This is a genomic window from Pseudomonas sp. Z1-29 (assembly GCF_051131995.1).
Classification (GTDB): Bacteria; Pseudomonadota; Gammaproteobacteria; order Pseudomonadales; family Pseudomonadaceae; genus Aquipseudomonas.
On the sequence record NZ_CP071645.1, the window covers coordinates 101,441 to 126,812 of the forward strand.

Below are 25,372 nucleotides of genomic sequence, written 5' to 3' on the forward strand. Positions count from 1 at the left end.
CAGTCGTTCACGGCGAATGGGTGATGTCGGAAATTTCATCGACGGAAAGGGCGCCGATCTCCGAGGTTTCCAGCACCACATAGGCGCTGCCGCAGAACAGCGAATTCAGGCGCCGCATGTCAGCGATCAGCTCAAGATGCAGGGAACTGGTCTCCAGGCTCTGCACGACCTTGCGTTGCAGACGGCTGACATGGGCATGGGCCATCCGCCGTTCCTGCGCGCGAAAGCGACGTTTCTCACGCAGCAACTGCCGTGCGCTTTCCCGATCGGCACTCAGGAATACCGTCAACCCCAGCCGCAGGTTGGCCAGCAGATGACTGTGCAGCCCCGCCAGTTCTTCCAGGCCCACATCGGAAAACGACCGGCGTTGCGAGGTCTTCTGCTGCTGGACCTTGCGCAGCATGCGTTCGATGAGGTCGCTGGCCAGCTTGAGATTGATCGCCAGCTCGATGATTTCCGCCCAGCGGCGGCTGTCCTGTTCGCTGAGGTCCTCGCGGGGCATTTGCGCCATATACAGCTTGATGGCGCTGCACAGTGCTTCGACATCGTCGCTCATGGCGCGCACTTGCTGAGTAATCGCCGTCTGCTCGCCGCGCAGTACGCCGAGCATGGCTTCGAGCATGTTTTCGATCAGGTCGCCGATGCGCAAGGTTTCCCGGGCCGCGTTCGCCAGGGCCAGGCTCGGGGTCGCCAGGGCGGTGGGGTCGAGGTGCCGGGGCTTGGCCGTGCCGTTGGTGTCCGGGCGCTCCGGCAGCAGCCACGCGCAGAGCCGGCCCATCGGCCCGACGCTAGGCAGCAATACCAGGCAACGCACGGTGTTGTAGAGCAGATGAAAACCGATGACGGTTTCCTGGTGGCTGAAATCCAGGCTGTCCAGCCAGCCCACCAGCGGATCGAGTACCGGAATGATCAGCAACAGGCCAATCAGCTTGTACAGCAGGCTGCCGAGTGCCACCTGGCGTCCGGCGGCGTTCTGCATGCTGGTGCTGAGAAACGCCAGGATGCCGCTGCCGATATTGGCGCCGATCACCAGGCCGATAGCCACTGGCAAACTGATCACCGCCGCGCCGGCCAGTGTCGCGGTCAGCAGCACGGCGGCGAGGCTGGAATAGGAAATCATGGCGAACAGCGCGCCGACCAGCGCATCGAGCAGGATATCGCCGGTCAGTGAGGCGAAAATCACCTTCACGCCCTGGGCCTGGGTGATGGGCGCAGCGGCTTCGACGATCAGTTGCAGGGCCAGGATGATCAGGCCCAGGCCGATGGCGACCCGGCCCATCTGCCCGACGCGCGTCTGTTTGCGCGACAGGAAAAAAATCACCCCGAGGAAAATCAGCAACGGTGACAGCCACGACAGGTCGAGGGTCAGCACCCGTGCCATCAGCGCGGTGCCGACGTCGGCGCCAAGCATGGTCGCCAGGGCGGGCGTCAGCGACATCAGGCCCTGGCCGACAAAAGAGGTGACGAGCATGGCCGTGGCGTTGCTGCTCTGGACCATGGCGGTGACCATGATCCCGGCGATGAAAGCCAACCAGCGCCGGGACATGTTCTGGCTGATGACGTGACGCAGGTTCGAGCCATAGACCCGCAGAATGCCGGTACGGACGATGTGCGTGCCCCAGATCAGCAAGGCCACGGCGGAGAGCAGATTCAGCAGGGTCAGCATGAGAAGCCCCCTGTTAGCGTCCCAAAGGAACAAATTGACGATGCCACATCGTTCTACTGGTACTTAAGCTGTAGTTGGCGAATGGTTCGGACGCCAGCATTGCATAGCTGAAGATCGCTTTGAAACAAAACTGTCATGAAATACTTCCTCGAAAACACCCACACCCCTGTGGGAGCGAGCTTGCTCGCGATGAGGCCATAACATCCAACATTTTCTTCGACTGTCAGGCCGCTATCGCGAGCAAGCTCGCTCCCACAGGTATTGCATCCGGCTGCTTCCTGCAGACATGAAAAAAGGGGCTCCCAAGAGCCCCTTCGTTCATTGCCCTGCATCTTTACTGACCCGGAACATCCTTGCGCAGTTTCACCGGATCCTGCTGCTTGCGCTTGCGTGCCATCGCGGTACGCATCTTGATATTGATCGCTTCCACCGCCAGCGAGAACGCCATGGCGAAATAGACGTAGCCTTTAGGCACATGCACATCGAACGATTCGGCGATCAGTACGGTACCGACCACCAGCAGGAACGACAGCGCCAGCATCTTCAGCGACGGGTGCTTGTCGATGAACGTGCTGATGGTGCCCGAAGCCAGCATCATCACCAGTACGGCGACGATGATCGCGGCAACCATGACCGGTACATGGGAGACCATGCCGACCGCGGTGATGACCGAGTCCAGGGAGAACACGATGTCGATGATCGCGATCTGGATGATGGTGTAGATGAAGTTGCCGCCCTTGACCGAAGGCTCGTCGCTGTTTTCCTCTTCGCCTTCCAGCGCGTGGTACATCTCCTGAGAGCTTTTCCACAGCAGGAACAGGCCACCGAAGAACAGGATCAGGTCGCGGCCGGAGATGCCTTGGCCGAATACTTCGAACAGATCGGCGGTCAGGCGCATCACCCAGGTGATGGACAGCAACAACAGGATCCGCGTGATCATCGCCAGCGCCAGGCCGAAGATCCGGGTGCGTGCCTGCATGTGCTTGGGCATGCGGCTGACCAGGATCGAGATCATGATGATGTTATCGATACCCAGGACGATTTCCAGGGCGGTCAGGGTAAAGAAGGCAACCCATATTTCCGGGTTGGTCAGCCATTCCATGTGAGTTCCTTTGAGCGAGTGTTAGGCCGCGCCGCGCCTTCGGTTAACCGACAGGAGCGACGCGGCGGGCGTTGCTTTTATAGAGTGCTGAACAGCGGAAAAATCCCCATCAGCAAGGCGGCGAACATTATGCACAGGCAAACCAGTACTGCCCACTTCAAGGTGAAGCGTTGGTGATCGCCGAATTCGATCCCGGCCAGGGCCACCAGCAGATAAGTCGACGGAACCAGCGGGCTCAGCAGGTGAACGGGCTGGCCGACGATCGAGGCACGGGCCATTTCGACGCCAGTGATGCCGTAATGGCTGGCTGCTTCGGCCAAAACTGGTAACACTCCGTAATAAAATGCATCGTTCGACATGAAGAAAGTGAACGGCATGCTCACCAGCGCAGTGATGACCGCGAGGTAAGGACCGAGGAAGTCCGGGATCACTGCCAGCAGGCTCTTGGACATGGCATCGACCATACCTGTGCCCGACAGAATGCCAGTGAAGATACCCGCCGCGAAGATCAGCCCGACCACCGCCAACACGCTGCCGGCGTGAGCCGCGACGCGGTCTTTCTGTTGTTGCAGGCATGGATAGTTGACGATCATCGCGATACTGAACGCCACCATGAACAGCACCGGCAGCGGCAACAGGCCGGCAATCAGCGTGCACATCAGGGCCAGGGTCAGCGCGCCGTTGAACCAGATCAGCTTCGGACGGCGGGCGTCCGGAAATTGCGAGACGCTGATTTCGCTGTGGTCCATGTCGTCACCTGCCAGGTGCAGCTCACCCAGACGCGCACGCTCGCGTTTGCCGTACATGTAGGCAATCGCCAGGATCGCCACGACGCCGGCCAGCATCGCCGGGATCATCGGGACGAAGATGTCCGACGGATCCACATGCAGCGCACTGGCCGCCCGAGCGGTTGGCCCGCCCCAAGGGGTCATGTTCATCACGCCGCCGGCGAGGATGATCAGGCCCGCCATGATCTGCGGGCTCATGCCGATACGGCTGTAGAGCGGCAGCATGGCGGCTACGCAGATCATATAAGTGGTCGCGCCGTCACCATCGAGGGAAACGACGAGCGCCAGAACGGCGGTGCCGACCGAAACTTTCAGGGGGTCGCCCTTGACCATCTTGAGGATCTTGCGCACGGCCGGGTCGAACAGGCCGGAGTCGATCATCAGGGCGAAATAGAGAATCGCAAACATCAGCATCACCCCGGTCGGGGCAAGCTTGGTGATGCCTTCGAGCATCATCGGGCCGATCTTCGGCGCAAAGCCACCGAACAGCGCGAACAGGATCGGAATAATGATCAGGGCGATCAGCGCAGACAGGCGCTTGGTCATGATCAGGAACATGAACGTGATGACCATGGCGAAGCCAAGGAAAGTCAGCATGGGAAATACTCCAGGCGTGGCGCGGCGGGCAAAGGCGAACCGGAACGGTCAGCGCAGGATGCAGGGCTCGGGACGGACGGATGGAGGGGGTGCAACGGGACGGGTAGCAGCGGACATCAGAATCACCATTGTTGTTGTTAAAAAGGCCGCACGAGCATTCGAAAGCTCGTTTCTGGCCACCGGTCTTTTGCCGGTAGGTGAGGCGATCCTAATCGCGCAAGCTTTCAGCAGCCTTTCGCAAGCCGAGCGTATGACCAAACGCACGAAGTTACTTTGTGGCGAGGGGATTTATCCCCGCTGGGGCGCGGGAGCGACCCTAGAGTCCGTTATCGCGCAATGTCGGGAAAATGCGCTCTATCTTTTTGGGCCTGCTTCGCAGGCCAGCGGGGATAAATCCCTTCGCCACAAAAGGCAATCAGGTCCTTGCTTCGAACGCTGAAAGATTCAATGGCCGCACCGCGCCCATCCAGATCGCATGATCGGTGTGATCGGCCAGATCATCACCAGTGTCCGGGTGCAGGAATATCACCAGCCCGTTGCGATTGAGCGCCAACCACGGCAGGACCACGCCGATGTACTGCGGATCGAATGCCAGCTGGCAGCTCCAGTCCGGGTGCGGGCCGACCGGCCGTTGGTGCACCCGGCCCATCTTCAGCGGGAACAGCTGCGCCGCTTGCTCGCACAAGGCCCGCGCCTGATCGATGGTGCCGGCGTCGAAATAAACATGGGCGTGATAGCCCTTGATCCGTTGCATCTGTCACTCCTCGAAAGACCAGCCGAACCCTCGCGGTTAACCACGGGTCAGAGCCTTTACACGCGGGAAAAAAGGAATACCAGCCATGAGAAACGCCGAAACCCCGGTCATCAAAGTGGTGCTCTATGGTGCCATGAGCAGCCTCGGAAGTGCGTTGATGGCTGAGCTGTTGCGACGCCAGCACGAAGTCATCGCCATCCTCGATGATCTTACGGCCTTGGCGCCACGCCCGGGCCTGCGGACCAAGACCGGCGATCTCTTCGACCCCGAACGGGTCAAGCAGAGCGTTGCCGGCGCCACTGCCGTGGTGTGTCTGTTGAACGCGCCGGGGCTGCCAATGAACAGCGAGCAAGTGGAGCGCACGCTCATTCCCGGCCCGGTGGAGCAGGTCCTGGCCGTGGATGCGCTGATTGCGGGCATGCAGGCGGTCAATATCCCCCGGCTGTTCCTGGTGGGCGATTTCGCTGCCCTCGATGAGCAGGAAGCCGAAGACGACTTGCAACGCCATGCCGCCGAGGAAATCCTCGACGCCCTGAAAAACAGCGCCTTGCAGTGGACCCTGGTCAACGCGCCCTACGCCGCGCCGGGCTTGAGCATTGAGCATTTCAGCCAGGTCAGCACCAGCCTGGAGTCCGGAATGGCCGAGTCCCTGGAGCGCCTCAATCGGGTGGCCGTGGGCATTGTCGATGAACTGCGCTCGAACCTGCATGTGGGCGAGCATGTGAGTTTTGTGCCCGCCCTCTAAAGGCGTGCTCATCCCGTGGCGAGGGAGCTTGCTCCCGCTGGGCCGCGTAGCGGTCCCCGGAATTGCCAGGTTGATGGAGCACGAGCCTCAAACCGCAATCGAAGGCAACGGCAATCCCGTCAGCGACTCCGCGCTGTTGGCCTGTTCTTCCATCAACCAATCCACGAACAGCTTGATCAGCACACCTCGGCGCTTGCGTTGGGGCAAGACCACGTAATACCCCAACCGGGACAACACCGTTTCTGCGATCGGTCGGCACAAAAGTCCTTGCGCGAGCAAGTTATCCACAAGGTGCCGCCAACCGATAGCGACGCCTTGGCCGCCAATCGCCGCCTGGATGAGCAGGGTGTAGTTGTCGAAGCGCAGTTGGCCCGGCGCCGGTGGCGAGGTGATGCCCAGTTCACGAAAAACGCCGCTCCAGTCGAACCAGGCGCTGCTGTTGCCGCCGCGCAAATGCAGCAGCGGGAATTCCGCGAGGGCGTGGGCGGGCAGGGGTTGGGGGCGGTCCTTGAGCAGCAGTGGGCTGCATACGGGAAAGACTTCTTCGCTGAAAAGCCAACGACTTTCGCCCTGTTTGAAGCGACCGTCGCCAAATAGCACCGCAACATCGATATCGGTGCGCAGCATGTTGTGGTTGCGCTCGCTGGTCACCAGGCTCACATCCACCTGCGGATTTGCCGCGTGGAACCTATGCAGTCGCGGCATCAGCCAATAGGCGGCGAAAGCGAAATCCGTCGCGACTTGTAGCACTTCATGCTGGTGCTGGGCCGTGATCGCGTTCAGCCCCGCATCGATGCTCTGCAAGCCGGCCTGGACCTGCTCGAACAGGATCGCGCCGGCCTCGGTCAATTCGATGCCGCGATAGATGCGATCAAACAGGCGCGTACCGAGCTGCTCTTCCAGCCGTTTGATCTGTTGGCTGATGGCGGGTTGGGTCGTGCCCAGTTCAATCGCTGCCGCAGTAAAACTTTGCTGGCGAGCCGCTGATTCGAAGGCGCGGAAGAGATCCAGGGACAGGTCACCCAAGGCGTCATACATAAGCTCAGCTTATCCTAGTCATTATCTTGCATGGGCTTTACCCCAACCAGCATGGGCTACATGCTCGTTCGCAGCAATATCGCATAACCGTTCACTATGGAATGCCGCGAATACATGAAGCGCAAGAACATTCTTTTCATCATGGCCGATCAGATGGCCGCGCCAATGTTGCCGATCTACGGTCCGTCGCCCATCAAGCTGCCCAACCTGTCACGCCTGGCCGACCAGGGCGTGGTATTCGATGCCGCGTACTGCAACAGCCCGCTCTGTGCGCCGTCACGCTTCACGCTGGTGAGCGGTCAGTTGCCGAGCAAGATCGGCGCCTATGACAACGCGGCGGATTTTCCGGCGGACGTTCCGACTTATGCCCATTACCTGCGCCGTCTCGGCTATCGCACGGCGTTGTCCGGCAAGATGCATTTTTGCGGGCCGGACCAATTGCACGGTTACGAAGAGCGCCTGACCAGCGACATTTATCCAGCGGACTACGGCTGGGCCGTGAACTGGGACGAGCCGGATGTGCGGCCGAGCTGGTATCACAACATGTCGTCGGTGCTGCAGGCCGGACCGTGCGTGCGCACCAATCAGCTGGATTTTGATGAAGAGGTGGTGTTCAAGGCCCAGCAGTACCTGTTCGACCACATCCGCGAGGACGGCGACCAGCCGTTTTGCCTCACCGTATCCATGACACACCCACACGATCCGTACACGATTCCCAAGGCATTCTGGGATCTGTATGACGACAAGGACATCCCGCTGCCCTACACCCCGGATCAGACAGAGCTTGATCCACATTCCCAACGCCTGTTGAAAGTCTATGATCTGTGGGGCAAGCCGCTGCCTGTGGATAAGATCCGTGATGCTCGCCGCGCCTACTTCGGCGCGTGCAGTTACATCGACAGCAATGTCGGCAAGTTGCTGCAGACCTTGGAAGACACCGGGTTGCTCGACGACACCATCATCGTGTTCTCTGGCGATCATGGAGACATGCTCGGCGAAAAAGGCCTCTGGTACAAAATGCACTGGTTTGAAATGGCCGCTCGCGTGCCGCTGCTGATCAGCGCCCCAGGCCAGTTTGCCAGCGGCCGCGTCGGCGCGGCGGTGTCCACCGCCGACCTGCTGCCGACCCTGGTCGAACTGGCCGGCGGCACCCTGGAACCAGGCTTGCCGCTGGATGGGCGTTCGCTGGTTCCGCATCTGCAAGGGCAGGGCGGGCACGATGAAGTCTTCGGTGAATACATGGCCGAAGGCACCGTCAGCCCGTTGATGATGATCCGTCGCGGCCCGTGGAAATTCATCTACAGCGAAGATGACCCGTGCCTGTTGTTCGACCTGCGTAATGATCCTCAGGAGGTGACAGATCTCAGTCAGTCGGCTGAGCATCAGGCGCTGTTCAACGATTTTCTCGCCGAAGCGCGGGCCAAATGGGATATTCCAGCCATTCACCAACAGGTGCTCGCCAGCCAGCGACGCCGTCGTTTCGTTGCCCAGGCGTTGACCCTGGGCAAACTCAAGAGCTGGGATCACCAGCCGCTGGTCGATGCCAGCCAGCAATACATGCGCAACCACATCGACCTCGACGATCTGGAGCGCAAGGCCCGTTATCCACAACCCTGCCAATAGACCAATAACGTAAGGGGAAGCGCATGCAAAAGTTATCCACAGTACTGACCGCCGGGCTGTTGGCGTTGAGCAGTGTTTCGGCGTGGGCCGAGCAGAGTTGCGAGACCGTGAAGATGGCCGATCCGGGCTGGAGCGATATCGCCGCGACCAACGCCGTCGCCGGCTTCCTGCTTGAGGGCATGGGTTACAAGGCCAAGGTCGACACCTTGGCGGTACCGATCACGTTCGGTGGCCTGAAGGATGGCCAGGTTGATGTTTTCCTGGGTAACTGGATGCCGGCGCAGCAAGGGTTCTATGACAAGTTCGTCGCCAATGGCGATGTCACGCAGTTGGCGAAGAACCTGGACGGCACCGAATTCACCCTGGCGGTGCCGGACTACGTCTGGGACGCCGGTGTGCATAACTTCGCCGACCTGAACAAGTTCGCCGACAAGTTCGACAAGAAGATCTACGGTATCGGTTCCGGCGCCCCGGCCAACCTTTCGCTGAAAGAAATCATCAAGACCAACGATTTCGGCATGGGCGAATGGAAACTGGTGGAGTCCAGCGAGCAGGCAATGCTGGCGGAAGTCTCCCGGGCCGTGAAGAAGCAGAAATTCGTGACGTTCCTCGGCTGGACCCCACACCCGATGAACGTGCAACTGAAAATGCATTACCTCAAGGGCGGCGAGAAGTACTTTGGCGATACCGGCAGCGTGTACACGCTGACGCGCAAGGGTTATGCACAGGCCTGCCCGAACGTCGGGAAGCTGCTGACCAACCTGAGTTTCACCCAGGAAATGGAAAACAGCATCATGGCCGAAGTGGTGAACAAGAAGGTCAGCAACGCCGAAGCGGCCAAGGCCTGGATCAAGGCCAACCCGGCGGTGCTGGACAAATGGCTGGACGGCGTGAAGACCGTGGATGGCAAGGACGCGCTGGCGGCGGTCAAGGCCAAGCTCTGACAGCAGCGCCGGGCTCCTGTGGCGAGGGAGCTTGCTCCCGCTGGAGCGCGCAGCTCTCCCAAAACCTGACACGCGGTCTATCTGACACTGCGCCTTCAGGTTTCGGGGCTGCTTCGCAACCCAGCGGGAGCAAGCTCCCTCGCCACGTTGGTTCACCTGATATTCTTGTGCCAAACCCCATCTTTGAGGCTCCATGGCAATCCCCACGCGCCATTCACTCTTTCCATTCCTCAGCTGGCTGCCCCGGCAGACCCGCGCCAGCGTCGGCCGTGACCTGATCGTCGGCCTCAGCGGCGCGATTCTCGCGTTACCGCAGTCCATTGCCTACGCACTGATTGCCGGCCTGCCGCCGGAATACGGCTTGTACGCGGCAATCGTGCCGGTGCTGATCGCCTGCCTATGGGGGTCGTCCTGGCATTTGATCTGTGGTCCTACGGCGGCAATCTCCATTGTCCTCTACGCCACTGTCAGCCCATTGGCGGTGCCTGCCACCCAGGACTACATCACGCTCATCCTCTTGCTGACGGTGCTGGCAGGTATTTTCCAGTGGCTGCTCGGGCTGTTGCGTTTCGGTGCGCTGGTCAATTTCGTCTCCCACTCGGTGGTGCTGGGTTTCACCTTGGGCGCAGCGGTGGTTATTGCCCTCGGGCAATTGCCGAACCTGCTGGGCCTGGACCTGCCGAACGAAGCCACGGCATTGAAGAGTTTGCTTATGCTTGCCAGCCATATCGGGGCTGTGGATGAACCTTCGCTGCTGCTGGGTTTGGGGACGCTGGCGGTGGGGATCGTCCTCAAACGATTGCTGCCGCGCTGGCCAACCTTATTGATTACGCTGGCCCTTGGCAGCCTGTTGGTCTGGGCGTGGCCCGCGATGTTCGGGCATGTGGCGTTGGTCAGCGCCTTTGTCGGACGCCTGCCGCCGTTCACGCCGCTGTCGCTGGACCTGGAGCTGATCTTGCGTCTGCTGCCCGGTGCCGTTGCGGTGGGCATGCTCGGGCTGGTGACCAGCCTGTCCATCGCCCGCTCGTTGTCGGTCCGTTCCGGGCAACTGCTCGATGCGAATCAGGAGGTCCGGGCGCAGGGGCTTTCCAATATCGTCGGAGGATTTTTCGCCGGATCGCTGTCAGCCGGCTCCTTTACCCGGTCCGGTCTCAGCTATGAAGCGGGTGCCTGTTCGCCCCTGGCCGGAGTGTTTTCGGCGTTGTGGGTGGCGCTGTTCGCGGTTGCCGGCGCGACACTGATCGCGCACATTCCCATTCCCGCCATGGCCGGCAGTATTCTGCTGATCGCCTGGGGCCTGGTGGACCATCGGGGTATCCGGGCGCTGTACCGTGTGAGTCGTTCCGAATTCCTGGTGATGGGGCTCACCTGCCTGGCCACGCTGCTGCTTGAACTGCAAACGGCTATCTACGCTGGCGTGTTGGCTTCGCTGTTTTTCTATCTCAAGCGCACTTCGCAACCGCGGGTCCAGCATTTCCGGGAAGGTGAGGCGGACGTCTTGCGGGTGGGCGGCTCGATCTTTTTCGGCGCCAGCCATTATTTGCAAGTGCGCCTGCAACGCATGCCCGCCCAGCAGGTGATCATCGACGCCCAGCAGATCAACTTCATCGATTACTCCGGCGTCGAAATGCTCCACCAGGAAGCCCGGCGCCTGCGCAGCCAGGGGCGCAGCCTGACTTTGCGTGGGGCAAGGCCACCGGTGGTGGAGGAATTGTTGAAGCTGGAAGGACCGGAGAAATGCCCGATCCTCTTCAGGGATTGACCGCAGCGAGTTGACGGCGCAACTCCGCCAGCACCGGGGCGGTGTCCGGACGTACGCCACGCCACAGGAAAAACGCTTCGCCCGCCTGTTCGGCGAGCATGCCCAGGCCATCCATCACCACCGCCGCGCCGTGTTCTTCGGCCCAGCGGCAGAACGACGTCGGCTCCTTGCCATACATCATGTCGTAGCAGAATGTCTTGCCTGGCTCGATCAGACTTCCGGCAATCGGCGGTACTTCGCCTGACAGGCTGGCGGATGTGGCATTGATGATCAGGTCCACCGGCTCGCGCAACCAGTCGAAACCGCTGGCCGAGACCGGACCCAGGTCGGCGAACAGCTCAGCCAGCAATTCAGCTTTTTCCACCGTGCGATTGGCAATGATCACCGACGACGGCGCTTCCGCCAGCAACGGCTCCAAGGCGCCCCGTACCGCGCCGCCGGCGCCCAGCAGCAGGATGCGCTTGCCCTTGAGGCTGAAACCGGCGTTGACGGTCAGGTCCCGAACGAGCCCGGCGCCGTCGGTGTTGTCGCCCAGCAGGCGACCGTCGGCCTGTTTGCTCAAGGTGTTGACCGCCCCGGCCCGTTGCGCCCGTTCGGTCAGGCTGTCAGCCAGGCGAAAGGCGTCCTCCTTGAACGGCACGGTGACATTTGCCCCACGCCCCTCACGGAAAAATTCCCGGGCGCAAGCGGCGAAGTCCTCCAGCGGCGCCAGCAGCGTGGTGTAGTCCAACGCTTGCCCGGTTTGCTCGGCAAACAGGCGATGGATCAACGGCGACTTGCTGTGGCCGATCGGGTTACCCATTACAACGTAGCGATCCATGGACCTTTCCCCATTCAGGCCGTAGCCAGCCAATCGCGATCCTGCAGGAAATAATCGGTCAGCCGCGCCTCTTCGCTGCCCGGCTCGGCTTTCCAGTCGTAGCTCCAGCGGACCTGCGGTGGCAGCGACATCAGGATCGACTCGGTACGCCCGCCCGATTGCAGGCCGAACAGGGTGCCACGGTCATAGACCAGGTTGAATTCCACGTAGCGCCCACGGCGGAACTCCTGGAATTGTCGTTGCGCGGCGGTGAACGGGTCGTGTTTGCGCCGCCGCACGATAGGCAGGTAGGCATCGATGTAGGCGTCGCCGATGGCGCGCATGAAGGCGAAGCTGGTATCGAAGTCCCACTCGTTCAGGTCATCAAAAAACAGACCGCCGATGCCGCGCGGTTCGTTGCGATGCTTGATGTGGAAATAGCTGTCGCACCAGGCCTTGTAGCGCGAATAGACCTCCGGGCCGAAGGGCTCGCAGGCTTGCTGGGCGACGCGGTGCCAATGCACGCAATCTTCTTCCACGCCGTAGTAAGGGGTCAGGTCGAAACCGCCGCCAAACCACCAGACCGGCTCTTCGCCTTCTTTTTCGGCGATGAAAAAGCGTACGTTGGCGTGGGACGTAGGCACGTGGGGATTGTGCGGGTGGATCACCAGCGACACACCCAGGGCCTCGAAGCCGCGCCCGGCCAGCTCCGGCCGGTGGGCGCTGGCCGAGGGTGGGAGACCGCTGCCAAAGACGTGGGAAAAGTTGACGCCGCCCTTCTCGATGACCGTACCGTTTTCAATCACTCGGGTGCGCCCGCCACCGCCGGCAGGTCGGGTCCAGGCGTCCTCGACGAAGCGAGTGCCACCGTCCTCGGTTTCCAGGGCGGCGCAGATGCGGTCTTGCAGGTCGAGCAGATAGGCTTTCACGGCCTCGGTGCGAGTAGTCATGACATCACCTTGATCAGGGCTACGCTGCGCGGCGTACAAGGGCCGCCGGCAAATGGGCGCACAGGATAACACCGCATCCGCCCACGCCACAGTTGACGGAGATCAAGCTTAGGAGTCCGATAGCAGGCTTGGTAAAAAGTCCCACGATAAGGAGAGAGCGAAGATGGCCAAACGTATCCAGTTCAGCGCCCACGGCGGCCCGGACGTGCTTGAGTACGTCGAATACCAGCCGGCCGAGCCCGGTCCGCAGCAGGTTCGCGTCAGCAACAAGGCGATCGGCCTGAACTTCATCGACACCTATTATCGCAGCGGGCTTTACCCGCCACCGGCGCTGCCATCGGGACTCGGTGCCGAGGGTGCCGGCGTGGTCGAGGCCGTCGGCGCGGACGTCACGCGCTTCAAGGTCGGTGACCGCGTGGCCTATGGCAGCGGTCCGCTGGGGGCCTACAGCGATGTGCATGTGTTGCCCGAGGCCAATCTGGTCCACTTGCCCGAATCCATCAGTTTCGAACAGGCCGCCGGGGTGATGCTCAAGGGCCTGACCGTGCAATACCTGCTGCGCCAGACCTACGAGCTCAAGGGCGGCGAAACCATCCTGTTCCATGCCGCCGCCGGTGGCGTGGGCTCGCTGGCCTGCCAATGGGCCAAGGCCCTGGGCGTGAAGCTGATCGGCACCGTCAGCTCGGCGGAAAAAGCCGCTATCGCAAAATCCCACGGCGCCTGGGAAGTGATCGACTACAGCAAGGAAAACGTCGTACAGCGTGTACTGGAATTGACTGACGGCAAGAAGGTCCCGGTGGTGTACGACAGCGTCGGTAAGGACACCTGGCTGACCTCCCTGGATTGCACGGCTCCCCGTGGCCTGGTGGTGAGCTTTGGCAATGCCTCCGGCGCGGTGGAGGGCGTGAACCTGGGGATCCTCTCGGCCAAGGGCTCGCTGTACGTCACCCGCCCGACTCTGGCGACCTACGCCAATAACTCGGAAAACCTCCAGCACATGGCCGATGAGCTATTCGCCATGATCGCCAGCGGCAAGCTTACCGTGGATATCAACCAGCGTTATCCGCTGGCGGAAGCGGCCAAGGCCCATACCGAATTGTCGGCGCGGCGCACGACGGGGTCGACCATCCTCCTGCCTTGATCGAGAGGTCGCTAAAAGAACCTGTGGGAGCGAGCCTGCTCGCGAAGGCGTCAAGTCAGCCAACATCAATGTTGACTGATACACCGCCTTCGCGAGCAGGCTCGCTCCCACAGTTGATTGTGCGCTGATAAAAAATCAGTCCGGCCGCACCACCTTGCCGGTCGCCAGGTCACGGATCACGCTCGGGTTCCGACGCCCGCCCAGGTTGCCGCCGAGCACCAGGTCGATCTGCCCGCGGAAATACTGCTCCACGCGGATCCGCGTGCGTGCCGCCGGGCGCCCCTGGGGGTTTGCCGAGGTAGAGACAAGCGGGCCGACCAGCGAACACAGGTCGCGCACGATCGGATGATCGCTGACCCGTAGCGCGACGGTGTCGTGCACGCCGGTAATCCATTCCGGCAACAGGTTCTGGTGCGGGACCAGCCAGGTGTTCGGCCCAGGCCAAGTGCTGGCCATGCGATCCATCCAGGTCTCGGGGAAATCCTCGAACAGGAAATCGAACTGGTGGATATTGTCGGCCACCAGTATCAGTCCCTTGTCGGGCAGTCGGGACTTGATCGCCAACAGACGCTCCACCGCATCTTCGTTCCACGGGTCGCAACCCAGGCCCCAGACCGCTTCGGTTGGATAGGCAATCACCGCCCCGGCGCGAATTTCTCGCGCGGCTTGTTGCACACGCCAACTGTTGACCATGAAAGATTCTCCGCAACGCAAATAAGGCTGTGCGCAGTTTACCGATCTTCCTCATAAAACCTAGCGAGCAAACCAGCGTCCATGCTCGCACGCAGCCCTTCCGTCCATTTCGAGGTCGGTCAGTGCCGCCAGGACCTTGGACAAGCCCCAGCCGCTGGCGTCGGCCAGTGCTTCGCTGGTCTGCGGCGCGGCGTGCAGCAGGCGCAACAGCGGATGCGTCACGGGGACAGGCTCGGCGCTGAAGGGTAAGCGTTGCCAACCGCGTAGCGCTTCGAGGATGTGCTCCACGGTTTCCACCAGCGCCGCGCCGTCACGGATCAGTTGATGGCAGCCCCGGGCGCCGGGATGGTGAATCGACCCCGGAATGGCATACACCTCACGACCCTGTTCCGCCGCCAGGCGCGCGGTAATCAGCGAGCCACTGGCGACGCTGGCCTCGACCACCAGCACGCCAAGGGACAAACCGCTGATAATCCGATTGCGGCGCGGGAAGTTGCTGGCGTGGGGTGGCGCGTCAAGGGGGAACTCCGACAGTACCGCGCTGCCCTGGGCAATCATCGCTTCTGCCAGCCGACGATTGCGCTGTGGATAAAAATTTTCCAGGCCCGTGCCCAGCACACCGATTGTCTGCCCGCCGACATCCAGCGCAGCCTGATGCGCGGCCGCGTCGATACCCAAGGCCAGACCGCTGGTGATGACAAATCCAGCTCCGGCCAGGCTCCGGGAAAATGCCGCCGCGGTGTCCATGCCGGGACGCGAGGCGCGACGACTGCCGACCATCGCCAATTGCGGTTTCTCCAGAATCGAGGTGTCGCCGGCAACGAACAGAAGCGGCGGCGCGTCGCAGATCTGCGCCAGCAACGCCGGGTAGTCGGGCTGGTCCCACATCAATAGACAGTGGGCCGGACCCTCTAGCCAGGCTAATGCACGGGCCGCGCCATCACGTATTTCCGGCGCGCGTCGGGCCTCGGCGCACTGCGCCGGCAACCCCAGCGCTCGCCATGCGCTGGGCGGGGCGCTGATGGCTTTGGAGGCCGAGCCGAAGGCTTCCATGAGGGTCATGAAACGTTTGGGTCCCAGTTCCGGCAAGCGATGCAAGCGCAGACGGGCCTCCAGTTCCGCGGGCGGAACCGAAGCGGATTCAGGCAATGGCATGTGATCAATCCTTGATCGTCATAAGCCCCGTACAAACGGGAACAAGTTGTGGATAACTCTGTTGGTAACTTGTGAGACCCGTTACGGATTGCGCACCTTGTCGAGGATTGCCAGCGAGCGCGAGGCGTACAGCACCAGGCCATAGCTGAGCTTGTCGTAGGTGCGGAACACCATCAGCAGGCCGGCACGTTCGTCGGGAATCTTCACCGGGGCGCCGGTGATGCGGTCGCGCACTGTTTCACCGGTCTTCATGACCGCCAGGACGTTGCCTTCGGCCAATCCGTCACGGCGCCCCCTGTTCAGGGTGACCACGTCCATCGCGCCGATCTGGGTCACGCCCCGGGGCACATCGAGGATCAACCCGTTGATGTCCGATTTTGGCGCGCTGGGCATGAAGGTCGAATTGATTGAGCGTTCTTCACCGCTGAACAGCCGATCGCCGAGGCGCACCTCCTGCGTGGTGCGCTGCAGGGCCAGGGTGGTGACGTCGCCTTCGGTGGCGACGATCTCGCCGCTGCCGATGTCGTCGGCATTGATCCCGAGAAATTCCTTGGTTTCGGGGTCGGTGTAGACTTTGCCCTGGCGGAAGATGCCGTAGGCCGACTGGCTCGCATCGAAGGTGCCGCGGGCGAAGATCCGGTCGCCGGTGCCGCTGAGCACTCGTTCGGCATCGCCTGCGACGACGTAGGGCGCCTTGTTGAAATCCTCCGCCGTGTCGACGATGCGGTTGCTCAGCAGGAAGCTGTTGATGGCCTGGAGCGGGATGCTCGGAATGGCGTCTGCCACCGGCGAGCTGCGGATTCGCGGCGACAGTTTGATGGTGCCGCGCGAGGCACCGCGATTGAGGGTCAGGCGCGGCTGGCCGTTGACGTAGATCAGCGACAGGGTGTCGCCGGGGTAGATCAGGTGCGGGTTTTCAATCTGCGGGTTGGCCTGCCACAGCTCGGGCCATTTCCAGGGTTCGCGCAGGTATTTACCGGAAATGTCCCACAGCGTATCCCCTGGAACCACCGTGTATTGCTGCGGAAAACCTTCCCGAAGTTGCACTTGCCCGTGCGCGATACCGGCCGAGGCCAGGAGCAGCAGGGCGAGTAGTGATTTCCTCATGCGGTGAATCCCTTTATTATGTGCGTTCGCGTAAAACGCCAGAGCCCCCGTGGCTCGCTCCGATTCAAGGAGCAACGTTTTACAACGGTAGCCTGCATTCCAAGACACGCCAGGCCAGCCACCCGACCTTACTTCACACGTGCATTTATCAAGCTTATGGCCATTTTGAACATTCTCGAATTTCCGGACCCGCGCCTGCGCACCATCGCCAAACCGGTGGCCGTAGTGGACGACGAAGTGCGCCAGTTGGTCGATGACATGTTTGAAACAATGTATGAGGCGCCCGGCATCGGCCTCGCCGCGACCCAGGTCAACGTGCACAAGCGCATCGTTGTAATGGACCTCTCCGAAGACCGCAGCGAGCCGCGGGTGTTCATCAACCCCGAGTTCGAAACCCTGACCGACGAGATGGAGCAGTACCAGGAAGGCTGCCTTTCGGTGCCGGGCTTCTACGAAAACGTCGACCGTCCGCAGAAGGTCAGGATCAAGGCCCTGGACCGTGACGGCAAGCCTTACGAGCTGATCGCCGAAGGCCTGCTGGCGGTGTGTATCCAGCACGAATGCGACCACCTCAATGGCAAGCTGTTCGTCGATTACCTGTCTAATCTCAAGCGTGACCGGATCAAGAAAAAACTGGAAAAGATTCATCGCCAGAACGCTTGATGCCCTTCTTCAAAGGCTTGCCGCGGCAAGCCTTTTTCTTTTTGCGATTGCTTTGTAATTGAGAGCTTCCCATGACTGAGCCACTGCGCATCGTCTTTGCCGGCACCCCCGAATTTGCCGCTGAACACCTCAAGGCCCTGCTGGCCAGCCCTCATGAAATCGTCGCGGTCTATACCCAGCCGGATCGCCCTGCCGGTCGTGGACAGAAACTGATGCCCAGCCCGGTCAAGCAACTGGCTCTAGAGAATGGCCTGCAAGTGTTGCAGCCGCCGACGCTGCGCGATGCGCAAGCCCAGGCCGAACTGGCCGCGCTGAAGCCAGACTTGATGGTAGTGGTCGCCTACGGCTTGATCCTGCCGCAAGTGGTGCTGGATATCCCGCGTCTGGGCTGCATCAACAGCCACGCGTCGCTGTTGCCGCGCTGGCGCGGTGCGGCGCCGATCCAGCGCGCCGTGCAGGCCGGCGATGCCGAGAGCGGCGTGACCGTGATGCGCATGGAGGCCGGCCTGGACACTGGGCCGATGCTGCTCAAGGTGAGCACGCCTATCGGCGCTGAAGACACGGGTGGCAGCCTGCATGATCGCCTCGCGCTGATTGGCCCGCCGGCCGTGGTCGAGGCCATCGCGGGCCTGGCTGCCGGCACTTTGCAGGGCGAAGTGCAGGATGACAGCCTCGCCACGTACGCGCACAAATTGAACAAGGACGAAGCCCGCATCGACTGGAGCCGCCCGGCTGTCGAACTGGAACGCCTGGTGCGCGCCTTCAACCCTTGGCCGGTCTGCCACAGCACGTTGAACGGCGAAGCCGTGAAAATCCTGGCCGCCAGCCGCGCCGAAGGGAAGGGCGCACCGGGTGAAATCCTCGGCGCCAGCAAAGACGGCCTCATCGTCGCCTGTGGCGATCAGGCGCTGTGCCTGACGCGCCTGCAATTGCCCGGCGGCAAGGCACTGGGCTTCAGCGATCTGTTCAACAGCCGCCGTGAAAAATTCGCCGTCGGCACCTTCCTCGGCCAAGCGGCGGACGCTTCATGAATCCGCGTCTGGCCGCCGCCAAGGCACTGGCCGCCGTCCTCGGCGGCAAGGCTTCGCTCAACAGTTCCCTGCCGACCCAACTGGACAAGGTCGAAGACCGTGATCGCGGTTTCACCCAGGACCTGGCGTTCGGCACCGCCCGCTGGCAACCACGGTTGTCGGCCCTGGCGGCCAAGCTGCTGCAGAAGCCGTTCAAGGCGGCCGATGCCGACGTCGAGGCGCTGCTGCTGGTGGGGCTCTACCAATTGCTCTACACCCGCGTTCCGGCCCACGCCGCTATCGGCGAAACCGTGGGTTGCGCCGACAAACTGAAAAAACCGTGGGCGAAGGCGCTGCTCAATGCCGTGCTGCGCCGCGCACAGCGGGAAAGCGAAACCCTGCTGGCGGAACTGGAACATGACCCGGTGGTGCGCACTGCCCACCCGCGCTGGCTGCAGAAATCCCTGAAAGCCTTCTGGCCTGACCAGTGGGAAGCCATCTGCGCGGCCAACAATGCCCATCCGCCGATGATCCTGCGGGTCAACCGCCGTCATCACACCCGTGATGCGTATCTGGCCTTGCTGGGCGAAGCCGGCATCCCGGCCATCCCGTGCCAATACAGCCGCGACGGCATCGTCCTGGAAACCCCGGGCGACGTCCGTGCCCTGCCAGGTTTCGCCGACGGCTGGATCAGCGTCCAGGACGAAGCCGCGCAGCTGGCCGCCGACTTGCTGGAACTTGCGCCGGGCCAACGGGTGCTGGACGCCTGTTGCGCCCCGGGCGGCAAGACTTGCCACATCCTTGAGGCCGAGCCAAAACTGGCCGGTGTGGTGGCGGTGGACCTGGAAGCCAAGCGCCTGGTGCGGGTGAAGGAAAACCTCGCGCGCCTGGGCCTGGATGCCGAGCTGTTCGCCGCCGATGGCCGCGACACCGCCGCCTGGTGGGACGGCAAGCCATTCCAGCGCATCCTGCTGGACGCGCCTTGCTCGGCCACTGGCGTCATCCGCCGACATCCGGACATCAAGCTCACCCGTCAGGCGGACGACATCGCCCCGTTGGCGCAACTGCAAGGGGAACTGCTCGACGCCCTGTGGCTGACCCTCGAAGTCGGCGGCATGCTGCTGTACGCCACATGCTCGACCTTGCCGACCGAGAACACCGAGGTGATCGAAGCATTCCTCGCCCGCACGCCGGGTGCACGGGAGTTGGACATCGCCACCCAGGCCGGCATCAAGCAGCCCCATGGCCGCCAGTTGCTGGCCCAGGAGGGCGGGCATGACGGGTTCTATTACGCCAAGTTGATCAAGATTGCCGCCGCACGCGGTTAAACCGATTCGATAGGAGTGGCTGGATGAAAATCATCATCCTCGGTGCAGGGCAAGTCGGCGGTTCGCTGGCAGAACATCTGGCCAGCGAGGCCAACGACATCACTGTGGTCGACACCGACGGCGAGCGCCTGCGCGACCTCGGCGACCGTCTCGACATCCGCACCGTGCAAGGGCGTGGCTCCTTGCCCACCGTGCTGCGCCAGGCCGGCGCCGACGACGCCGACATGCTGGTGGCCGTGACCAACAGCGACGAAACCAACATGGTCGCCTGCCAGGTCGCCCACACGCTGTTCCACACCCCGACCAAAATCGCCCGGGTGCGTGAAGCGGCCTACCTGACTCGCGCCGACCTGTTCGACAACGAAGCGATTCCGGTGGACGTGCTGATCAGCCCCGAGCAGGTGGTGACCAACTACATCAAGCGCCTGATCGAGCATCCCGGCGCGTTGCAGGTGATCGACTTCGCCGAGGGCAAGGCCCAGCTGGTGGCGGTCAAGGCCTACTACGGCGGGCCGCTGGTGGGCCAGCAACTGCGTCAGTTGCGCGAACACATGCCCAATGTCGAAACCCGAGTCGCGGCGATTTTCCGCCGTGACCGACCGATCCTGCCCCAGGGCGACACGGTGATCGAAGCGGACGATGAGGTATTTTTCATCGCCGCCAAGGCGAATATTCGCGCAGTCATGAGCGAAATGCGCCGTCTCGACGAGAACTACAAGCGCATCGTCATCGCCGGCGGCGGGCAGATCGGCGAGCGCCTGGCCGAAGCCATCGAAAGCCGTTACCAGGTCAAGATCATCGAGATGAACCCGGCGCGCTGCCGCTACCTCTCGGACACCCTCGACAGCACCGTGGTGCTACAGGGCAGCGCCTCGGACCGCGACCTGCTGCTGGAAGAAAACATCGCCGATGCCGACATCTTCCTCGCCCTGACCAACGACGACGAAGCCAACATCATGTCCTCGTTGCTCGCCAAACGCCTGGGTGCGAAGAAGGTCATGACCATCATCAACAACCCGGCCTACGTCGACCTGATCCAGGGCGGCGACATCGACATCGCCATCAGCCCGCAACTGGCAACCATCGGCACCTTGCTCGCCCACGTGCGCCGCGGCGACATCGTCAGCGTGCACTCCCTGCGCCGCGGCGCGGCAGAGGCCATCGAGGCGATCGCCCATGGCGATGCCAAGTCGAGCAAAGTGATCGGCAAAGCCATCCGCGACATCGGCCTGCCGCCCGGCACCACCATCGGCGCAATCATCCGCGACGAACAGGTGCTGATCGCCCACGACGTCACCACCATCCAGACCGGCGACCATGTGATCCTGTTCCTCGTGGACAAGAAGCACATTCGTGATGTCGAGAAGCTGTTCCATGTCGGGTTGAGCTTTTTCTGATCCAGCGTTTGCGGTGAGGCTACTGGCCTCATCGCGAGCAGGCTCGCTCCCACCAAGGGGCCGTGTTGTTCACAGCGTCTGTGGGCGACGGAGATCCTCTGTGGGAGCGAGCCTGCTCGCGAAAGCTATCCGCCAGCCAACCGCTCAACCCCTGACCCAACCGATAAGGACGCCCCCATGCTCGACTCCCTGGAAAAAATGCTCGCCAAGGGCGTGGACAACTCCCTTCTCCGCTTCGGCCTCGGCAAAGGCTACCTCGACCTAGGCGAATTCCCCCGCGCCGCCGAACACCTCCAACGCTGCGTCGAATTCGATCCCAAGTATTCGGCAGCTTGGAAGCTACTGGGCAAGGCTCATCAAGGCCAAGGCGATGTAGCGGCAGCCCGTCAAGCCTGGGAACAAGGCCTGGAAGCCGCCCGGGCTCATGGTGACAAGCAGGCGGAAAAGGAAATGACTGTGTTCCTCAAGAAACTGGATCGCCATTCCTGAACGCCACGCACCTGTGGCGAGGGAGCTTGCTCCCGCTTGAGTGCGCAGCACTCACAAAAAAGCCCCACCGCGTTCTCAATACCAGACCGCCAAACAGCCAACACACAAAACCCTGTGGTGAGGGGATTTATCCCCGCTGGGCTGCGCAGCGGCCCCAAACAGTCATGCAGTTTGGCCGGTATATATCGGAACTAACAAAGGCTTCTTCTTAATAGATATCTGCTTTCGGCCAGAAGCAGCCCATCAGCGCAGTAAATAAATATGTCCGCTTTCCAAGTCCCTTTCCCTAACCAACTATTTGCCTCTCCACTTACGCCTTGCCCAGCGCGCTACCGCATTAAAATTAATGCCGACACCCATGAAGTTAGGTTTTATTTCCAATATGTCATCTGGAGATGAGTGGTTTTCTTGATGTGCTGGTGTACCTCTGAGGAGTAGAGCTACTACTTCAGAGTCAATTGTTTCTTTAGCTGCGCTGATGGTGTCAGACATGTCACGTAAATCTTCGTTTTTAGGGAAGCCATCCCCTTTTAGAGCTTGGTGCGTTGCTGCAATTTCTTTCCATAAACGGCTAACCATAATTTTCAGAAGGTCAGCGCCCTCCGTTAAAAATTCTTCAGGGGGAAGGTTTTTCTTAATACACTCTCTTTCTATCTCGGAAAGTGCTTTTGGTATCTCATGGTTAAAAAATGGCTGAAAATAGCCCCAAAATACCCTTTCAGGAGAACCGGAATATTTTATACCCTTGTACGATATTTTCTTGCCATAGAAGTCTTCTGTTTCTAGCTCCCATAGCGCAGGAAACATTCGCCACTTTTGGATTCTTTCAAAAATAGAGTTGTCGAGAATCTCTATTTTTCTTACTGTTTGTGGATACAGTGGGGTTCTATTGCCAGTTAGGGATAGCTGCTCCACTCGGTGTCTCCATAGACTATTTGGTAAAGGGGTAAACTCTAGATCGTCCCAGTGCGCGAAGCAAACGATTTGAACCGCTTGTTAGGCACTATGGCCTCGATTTGTTTCGCCAAGGGAAACCGGGACAGACCACGATTTGGACTCATCTGTAATCGGACTGTCTCATAATCGTGGCCTGCCCCCGGTTTCCTGTCCCCCGTTTCCCCGCTGTCGGTCCTGGCCTTGGCGTTGAGGATGGGGTTATTTGTAAAGCGGAAGCAGCTCGAGCAGATTGATAGAGCGGATAAGGTGGGCGGATTAAATAAAATAAATCCGCTATCTTATTTCTGGTGATCGTTCTGATATTCCATTGATACTCGGTTGGAATACTTGAAATGCTTTGCGGTCATGAACATTTCGAGAAGGGATTCGCCGTGAGCCTTCTCCGTCACCGCCCGACTCTCATTCCGGCGAAGATAGCTGAAGCTCCACCGCATTTCCGATGACATCTGTAGCTCAGTGAGGTAGAGCAGTGCTTCCAAGGCGCTGCTTTCGGCAGGCAGCCTTTCGTCCAGGTGCTTGGCAGGAGTTGACTGAGTAAGCGGTGAGGGCTCTGCTTTACTCTGTCGCAAAAAAATCGATGGCCACACAGGTCGTTGCAGAAATCAGAGCGCTGGGGGTAGGTCTTGGTTCAAGCTCAGCACCCAGCCAAGTGATACTGGTACAGACACATTCAGCGCACATAATCGGCGGGCCACAGCGCAGGTGGATGCCTCTGTGACCCCGGACAGCGCGAACCTTACCAACTTAGGATGTTGGAGGTACTGGACGCTGACCTCGTGCACCAACGCTTTGCTCAGCCTGTAGTGGCCTTTGTCACCGATCCATTCGCAGGCAGCCAGGACAAACAAGTCAGTAGACGCAACTCGATGGAGGCAGTTCTTTGCTCCATCTACCAGGGTATCGGCCTCAACTCCGGAGGTTTCCGCCTCGCGCCAGAGGGCATAGAACTCGCCCAGCAAGGCCTTACCATCCTGCTCAAGGTTGGCCCTATAGAGGCGGAGGTAAAAATCGTTGAACCGGATCATGTCCATGTGAATTGGCTCCGAGGGCGTCGGTACGCATTAGGATGATACTACGCCGCCCCGTAGCTGCCCCAGCGCTGATTTACCAGTAAAGCAATGACCGGTAGAGAATCATGGAGCAACCAATATCTACAATCAGTCGTTTGAATCGCCCCGGATTTCTTAAATACAGAACGTCCGCTTTTGGTCGAAAGTGGACAGTTTAACGTATGAGGCGAACCTTTGGAGAGTTTCCAGCCAATGGATCAATGGCTTTGACCAAACGAGCAATATGTAAGCATGGATCTAGAGACATGTCTTTTATTTTAAATTTAAATTCGTTTTCTATGTGTGGCATGGCTTGTTTTTGCTTTGAGATTATTGCTCCTAACCGTACTGAGGAATGATGCGCTTTTAGCGTGGCCGCGAACGGTTGAGGTGTTTCTTGATACCTCATCGCAGTCGTGCACATAACATCCGATAGTAGCGCTTCCGGCAATGCGGGTAGGCCGGCATTTTTCCATTCAGTGTGTAATGCGCCTTGAATGTCGTGGCCATCCGCCCCGCTCATTTTAATGTCGAATGCACGCAGGATCTCTTTCATGGTTTTTTCCACAAATGAAAGACTTTCCCACCGAGCAAGGGCATAAGTAGCCTTGCTGTGAAGAATATAGTTGGCCGTAGCGCTCAGGTGAATAATGCTCGCAGGATTGAAAACACTAATATTGTATAGAGCGTTATAAAAATCCGTATATTCTTGCTCCAAATGCGAATGTCTTTTCGAAGAAATTGAAGAAGCACTACTTTCTGTGATATCAATCACTGCTTGGGTCAACGGTATTTCATCTACGCGCAGCAAGGGCATTCTCAGTAAATACGCGCTGCCGTCAATCTCACAAGCTATGGAAGGAAAGCAATAGGAAATATGACTTCTGTCTCCATAATGCTCGTCAATCCAATTACTAACATTTTTACCGGCACTATCTGGGTACGAACCGAAAATTATTCTATAGCCATCTTTTTGGATGGTATCTATAGCGGTGAATACCGCCATTCTGGGGTCCGCTAGTCCGGCTATCCGATGTTTTACATAAAGCATGTATAAATGGAATCTTTCGGTGCCCTGGTCTAGGTCATCCTGTGTGATCTCGATTTTTTTCATTCTCTGGAAGTCTATTTATGTTACTCAGGCCGTACAACCACAAGGTGGCGTTCTGGGTTAGGACAGCAGCAACAGTGTATGCCGTATTAGAGGTGGATGGGTGAGTCGCTTCTGGCCAGCAGCGCTTGCTAAGAGTCTACTTCTGGTTCATTGCTGTCGCTCATAAAAAACCGCTTCCGGACTCACCACCGGAAGCAGATTCAGCGTCGCTACTGCTACGTTTATGTTCCGCTGGCCTGCCCAGCACATAGCAGGCAACCGCCTGCGCTTGGTGGTGTTCATAACCGGGCACAACGGTTAAGAGTTTCCATCCGTCAGCCAAACGCAGATTGGCCTGCGCCACGTGCAGCTCTTCCACCACCTCCACTGCCTCATTGATCTATATCGGTCTAGCTCCTTGAGGATTGAGCCGACCGGGCTGGTTCTCAATTCCTTTCATTAGGCGCCATATTTCTACCTGCGGTCGAGGTCCAGAATCATCCCAGGCTCGTCAATCAGGAC

General features: G+C 60.2%; 24 protein-coding genes. 11 read left to right on the forward strand and 13 right to left on the reverse strand.

The window, feature by feature from the left end; translation table 11 throughout:
• Nucleotides 1–7: 7 nt before the first annotated feature.
• The 3 genes from J3P84_RS00465 to J3P84_RS00475 all read right to left on the reverse strand — a co-directional run bounded on the left by J3P84_RS00465 (nucleotide 8) and on the right by J3P84_RS00475 (nucleotide 4,153).
• Nucleotides 8–1,666 carry a Na/Pi cotransporter family protein gene (locus tag J3P84_RS00465; protein ID WP_434626956.1) on the reverse strand — a complete coding sequence of 553 codons (1,659 nt, stop codon included), beginning with the start codon at nucleotides 1,664–1,666 and terminating at the stop codon, nucleotides 8–10.
• Between the two features lie 334 nt (nucleotides 1,667–2,000).
• The gene (locus J3P84_RS00470; RefSeq protein ID WP_305497790.1) at nucleotides 2,001–2,768 is read right to left on the reverse strand and encodes a TerC family protein; all 768 of its coding nucleotides are present in this window, start codon (nucleotides 2,766–2,768) and stop codon (nucleotides 2,001–2,003) included.
• A 77-nt stretch (nucleotides 2,769–2,845) separates the two neighbouring features.
• The gene (locus J3P84_RS00475; RefSeq protein ID WP_305497791.1) at nucleotides 2,846–4,153 is read right to left on the reverse strand and encodes a CitMHS family transporter; all 1,308 of its coding nucleotides are present in this window, start codon (nucleotides 4,151–4,153) and stop codon (nucleotides 2,846–2,848) included.
• Here J3P84_RS00475 and J3P84_RS00480 point away from each other — a divergent pair.
• Nucleotides 4,113–4,592, forward strand: coding sequence for a hypothetical protein (locus tag J3P84_RS00480; RefSeq protein ID WP_434626959.1), 480 nt, complete (start codon nucleotides 4,113–4,115; stop codon nucleotides 4,590–4,592). The genes J3P84_RS00475 and J3P84_RS00480 overlap by 41 nt on opposite strands.
• Here the strand turns inward: J3P84_RS00480 and J3P84_RS00485 are convergent.
• On the reverse strand, nucleotides 4,569–4,907 hold the full coding sequence (locus J3P84_RS00485) for a DOPA 4,5-dioxygenase family protein (RefSeq protein WP_434626961.1): 339 nt from the start codon (nucleotides 4,905–4,907) through the stop codon (nucleotides 4,569–4,571). The genes J3P84_RS00480 and J3P84_RS00485 overlap by 24 nt on opposite strands.
• 85 nt (nucleotides 4,908–4,992) lie before the next feature.
• On the opposite strand from J3P84_RS00485, the gene J3P84_RS00490 reads away from it, so the two are divergent.
• On the forward strand, nucleotides 4,993–5,652 hold the full coding sequence (locus J3P84_RS00490; RefSeq protein ID WP_434626963.1) for an NAD(P)-dependent oxidoreductase: 660 nt from the start codon (nucleotides 4,993–4,995) through the stop codon (nucleotides 5,650–5,652).
• Nucleotides 5,653–5,739: 87 nt separating this feature from the next.
• On the opposite strand, the gene J3P84_RS00495 is transcribed toward J3P84_RS00490, so the two are convergent.
• Nucleotides 5,740–6,690 carry a choline sulfate utilization transcriptional regulator gene (locus J3P84_RS00495; RefSeq protein ID WP_434570780.1) on the reverse strand — a complete coding sequence of 317 codons (951 nt, stop codon included), beginning with the start codon at nucleotides 6,688–6,690 and terminating at the stop codon, nucleotides 5,740–5,742.
• Nucleotides 6,691–6,804: 114 nt separating this feature from the next.
• Between J3P84_RS00495 and betC the strand changes: the two genes are divergently transcribed.
• The 3 genes from betC to J3P84_RS00510 all read left to right on the forward strand — a co-directional run bounded on the left by betC (nucleotide 6,805) and on the right by J3P84_RS00510 (nucleotide 11,019).
• The gene (gene betC, locus J3P84_RS00500) at nucleotides 6,805–8,313 is read left to right on the forward strand and encodes a choline-sulfatase (RefSeq protein ID WP_434626965.1); all 1,509 of its coding nucleotides are present in this window, start codon (nucleotides 6,805–6,807) and stop codon (nucleotides 8,311–8,313) included.
• A gap of 23 nt (nucleotides 8,314–8,336) precedes the next feature.
• Nucleotides 8,337–9,257, forward strand: coding sequence for a choline ABC transporter substrate-binding protein (gene choX / locus J3P84_RS00505; RefSeq protein WP_434626967.1), 921 nt, complete (start codon nucleotides 8,337–8,339; stop codon nucleotides 9,255–9,257).
• A 193-nt stretch (nucleotides 9,258–9,450) separates the two neighbouring features.
• Nucleotides 9,451–11,019, forward strand: a complete 1,569-nt coding sequence (locus J3P84_RS00510) for a SulP family inorganic anion transporter (protein WP_434626969.1) — start codon at nucleotides 9,451–9,453, stop codon at nucleotides 11,017–11,019.
• Here J3P84_RS00510 and aroE read toward each other — a convergent pair.
• A complete protein-coding gene (aroE, locus tag J3P84_RS00515; RefSeq protein WP_434626971.1) occupies nucleotides 11,009–11,839 on the reverse strand; it encodes a shikimate dehydrogenase in 831 nt (276 codons plus the stop codon). The genes J3P84_RS00510 and aroE overlap by 11 nt on opposite strands.
• Nucleotides 11,840–11,853: 14 nt before the next feature.
• Nucleotides 11,854–12,768: an oxygen-dependent coproporphyrinogen oxidase gene (gene hemF / locus J3P84_RS00520; protein ID WP_434570789.1), complete on the reverse strand. Its 915-nt coding sequence runs from the start codon at nucleotides 12,766–12,768 to the stop codon at nucleotides 11,854–11,856.
• 163 nt (nucleotides 12,769–12,931) lie between these two features.
• Between hemF and J3P84_RS00525 the strand changes: the two genes are divergently transcribed.
• Nucleotides 12,932–13,909, forward strand: a complete 978-nt coding sequence (locus tag J3P84_RS00525) for an NADPH:quinone reductase (protein WP_434626973.1) — start codon at nucleotides 12,932–12,934, stop codon at nucleotides 13,907–13,909.
• A gap of 135 nt (nucleotides 13,910–14,044) precedes the next feature.
• Here J3P84_RS00525 and J3P84_RS00530 read toward each other — a convergent pair whose 3' ends face one another.
• From J3P84_RS00530 to J3P84_RS00540, 3 genes are all read right to left on the reverse strand, one after another.
• Nucleotides 14,045–14,602, reverse strand: a complete 558-nt coding sequence (locus tag J3P84_RS00530; protein ID WP_305497800.1) for an L-threonylcarbamoyladenylate synthase — start codon at nucleotides 14,600–14,602, stop codon at nucleotides 14,045–14,047.
• Nucleotides 14,603–14,662: 60 nt separating this feature from the next.
• On the reverse strand, nucleotides 14,663–15,757 hold the full coding sequence (gene dprA / locus J3P84_RS00535) for a DNA-processing protein DprA (RefSeq protein WP_434626975.1): 1,095 nt from the start codon (nucleotides 15,755–15,757) through the stop codon (nucleotides 14,663–14,665).
• Nucleotides 15,758–15,838: 81 nt separating this feature from the next.
• Nucleotides 15,839–16,864, reverse strand: coding sequence for a LysM peptidoglycan-binding domain-containing protein (locus tag J3P84_RS00540; protein ID WP_434626977.1), 1,026 nt, complete (start codon nucleotides 16,862–16,864; stop codon nucleotides 15,839–15,841).
• A gap of 156 nt (nucleotides 16,865–17,020) precedes the next feature.
• Between J3P84_RS00540 and def the strand changes: the two genes are divergently transcribed.
• The 5 genes from def to J3P84_RS00565 all read left to right on the forward strand — a co-directional run bounded on the left by def (nucleotide 17,021) and on the right by J3P84_RS00565 (nucleotide 21,751).
• Nucleotides 17,021–17,527: a peptide deformylase gene (gene def, locus J3P84_RS00545; protein WP_305497802.1), complete on the forward strand. Its 507-nt coding sequence runs from the start codon at nucleotides 17,021–17,023 to the stop codon at nucleotides 17,525–17,527.
• Nucleotides 17,528–17,598: 71 nt separating this feature from the next.
• Nucleotides 17,599–18,558: a methionyl-tRNA formyltransferase gene (fmt, locus tag J3P84_RS00550; protein ID WP_434626979.1), complete on the forward strand. Its 960-nt coding sequence runs from the start codon at nucleotides 17,599–17,601 to the stop codon at nucleotides 18,556–18,558.
• The gene (gene rsmB / locus J3P84_RS00555; protein WP_434626981.1) at nucleotides 18,555–19,865 is read left to right on the forward strand and encodes a 16S rRNA (cytosine(967)-C(5))-methyltransferase RsmB; all 1,311 of its coding nucleotides are present in this window, start codon (nucleotides 18,555–18,557) and stop codon (nucleotides 19,863–19,865) included. Before fmt ends, rsmB begins: the two co-directional genes overlap by 4 nt.
• A gap of 23 nt (nucleotides 19,866–19,888) precedes the next feature.
• Nucleotides 19,889–21,262, forward strand: coding sequence for a Trk system potassium transporter TrkA (trkA, locus tag J3P84_RS00560; protein WP_305497805.1), 1,374 nt, complete (start codon nucleotides 19,889–19,891; stop codon nucleotides 21,260–21,262).
• A gap of 177 nt (nucleotides 21,263–21,439) precedes the next feature.
• Complete coding sequence (locus J3P84_RS00565; RefSeq protein WP_434626984.1) at nucleotides 21,440–21,751, forward strand: tetratricopeptide repeat protein; 312 nt, start codon at nucleotides 21,440–21,442, stop codon at nucleotides 21,749–21,751.
• Between the two features lie 294 nt (nucleotides 21,752–22,045).
• Here J3P84_RS00565 and J3P84_RS00570 read toward each other — a convergent pair whose 3' ends face one another.
• The 3 genes from J3P84_RS00570 to J3P84_RS00580 form a co-directional block, all read right to left on the reverse strand.
• Nucleotides 22,046–22,666, reverse strand: coding sequence for a hypothetical protein (locus J3P84_RS00570; protein ID WP_434626986.1), 621 nt, complete (start codon nucleotides 22,664–22,666; stop codon nucleotides 22,046–22,048).
• A gap of 644 nt (nucleotides 22,667–23,310) precedes the next feature.
• On the reverse strand, nucleotides 23,311–23,739 hold the full coding sequence (locus tag J3P84_RS00575; RefSeq protein ID WP_434626988.1) for a hypothetical protein: 429 nt from the start codon (nucleotides 23,737–23,739) through the stop codon (nucleotides 23,311–23,313).
• Nucleotides 23,740–23,932: 193 nt separating this feature from the next.
• Nucleotides 23,933–24,763: a hypothetical protein gene (locus J3P84_RS00580; RefSeq protein WP_434626990.1), complete on the reverse strand. Its 831-nt coding sequence runs from the start codon at nucleotides 24,761–24,763 to the stop codon at nucleotides 23,933–23,935.
• Nucleotides 24,764–25,372: the final 609 nt, after the last annotated feature.

Bases quoted from the DNA above. Each gene is read 5' to 3' on its own strand.
- J3P84_RS00580 (WP_434626990.1), bottom strand. From the start codon at position 24,763: ATGGCGGTATTCACCGCTATAGATACCATCCAAAAAGATGGCTATAGA.
- J3P84_RS00465 (WP_434626956.1), bottom strand. From the start codon at position 1,666: ATGCTGACCCTGCTGAATCTGCTCTCCGCCGTGGCCTTGCTGATCTGG.
- J3P84_RS00540 (WP_434626977.1), bottom strand. From the start codon at position 16,864: ATGAGGAAATCACTACTCGCCCTGCTGCTCCTGGCCTCGGCCGGTATC.
- J3P84_RS00530 (WP_305497800.1), bottom strand. From the start codon at position 14,602: ATGGTCAACAGTTGGCGTGTGCAACAAGCCGCGCGAGAAATTCGCGCC.
- dprA (WP_434626975.1), bottom strand. From the start codon at position 15,757: ATGCCATTGCCTGAATCCGCTTCGGTTCCGCCCGCGGAACTGGAGGCC.
- trkA (WP_305497805.1), top strand. From the start codon at position 19,889: ATGAAAATCATCATCCTCGGTGCAGGGCAAGTCGGCGGTTCGCTGGCA.
- choX (WP_434626967.1), top strand. From the start codon at position 8,337: ATGCAAAAGTTATCCACAGTACTGACCGCCGGGCTGTTGGCGTTGAGC.
- J3P84_RS00575 (WP_434626988.1), bottom strand. From the start codon at position 23,739: ATGGACATGATCCGGTTCAACGATTTTTACCTCCGCCTCTATAGGGCC.
- J3P84_RS00495 (WP_434570780.1), bottom strand. From the start codon at position 6,690: ATGTATGACGCCTTGGGTGACCTGTCCCTGGATCTCTTCCGCGCCTTC.
- betC (WP_434626965.1), top strand. From the start codon at position 6,805: ATGAAGCGCAAGAACATTCTTTTCATCATGGCCGATCAGATGGCCGCG.
- rsmB (WP_434626981.1), top strand. From the start codon at position 18,555: ATGAATCCGCGTCTGGCCGCCGCCAAGGCACTGGCCGCCGTCCTCGGC.
- J3P84_RS00510 (WP_434626969.1), top strand. From the start codon at position 9,451: ATGGCAATCCCCACGCGCCATTCACTCTTTCCATTCCTCAGCTGGCTG.
- J3P84_RS00525 (WP_434626973.1), top strand. From the start codon at position 12,932: ATGGCCAAACGTATCCAGTTCAGCGCCCACGGCGGCCCGGACGTGCTT.
- J3P84_RS00490 (WP_434626963.1), top strand. From the start codon at position 4,993: ATGAGAAACGCCGAAACCCCGGTCATCAAAGTGGTGCTCTATGGTGCC.
- fmt (WP_434626979.1), top strand. From the start codon at position 17,599: ATGACTGAGCCACTGCGCATCGTCTTTGCCGGCACCCCCGAATTTGCC.
- J3P84_RS00480 (WP_434626959.1), top strand. From the start codon at position 4,113: ATGAACGTGATGACCATGGCGAAGCCAAGGAAAGTCAGCATGGGAAAT.
- J3P84_RS00485 (WP_434626961.1), bottom strand. From the start codon at position 4,907: ATGCAACGGATCAAGGGCTATCACGCCCATGTTTATTTCGACGCCGGC.
- J3P84_RS00470 (WP_305497790.1), bottom strand. From the start codon at position 2,768: ATGGAATGGCTGACCAACCCGGAAATATGGGTTGCCTTCTTTACCCTG.
- def (WP_305497802.1), top strand. From the start codon at position 17,021: ATGGCCATTTTGAACATTCTCGAATTTCCGGACCCGCGCCTGCGCACC.
- J3P84_RS00565 (WP_434626984.1), top strand. From the start codon at position 21,440: ATGCTCGACTCCCTGGAAAAAATGCTCGCCAAGGGCGTGGACAACTCC.
- J3P84_RS00475 (WP_305497791.1), bottom strand. From the start codon at position 4,153: ATGCTGACTTTCCTTGGCTTCGCCATGGTCATCACGTTCATGTTCCTG.
- aroE (WP_434626971.1), bottom strand. From the start codon at position 11,839: ATGGATCGCTACGTTGTAATGGGTAACCCGATCGGCCACAGCAAGTCG.
- hemF (WP_434570789.1), bottom strand. From the start codon at position 12,768: ATGACTACTCGCACCGAGGCCGTGAAAGCCTATCTGCTCGACCTGCAA.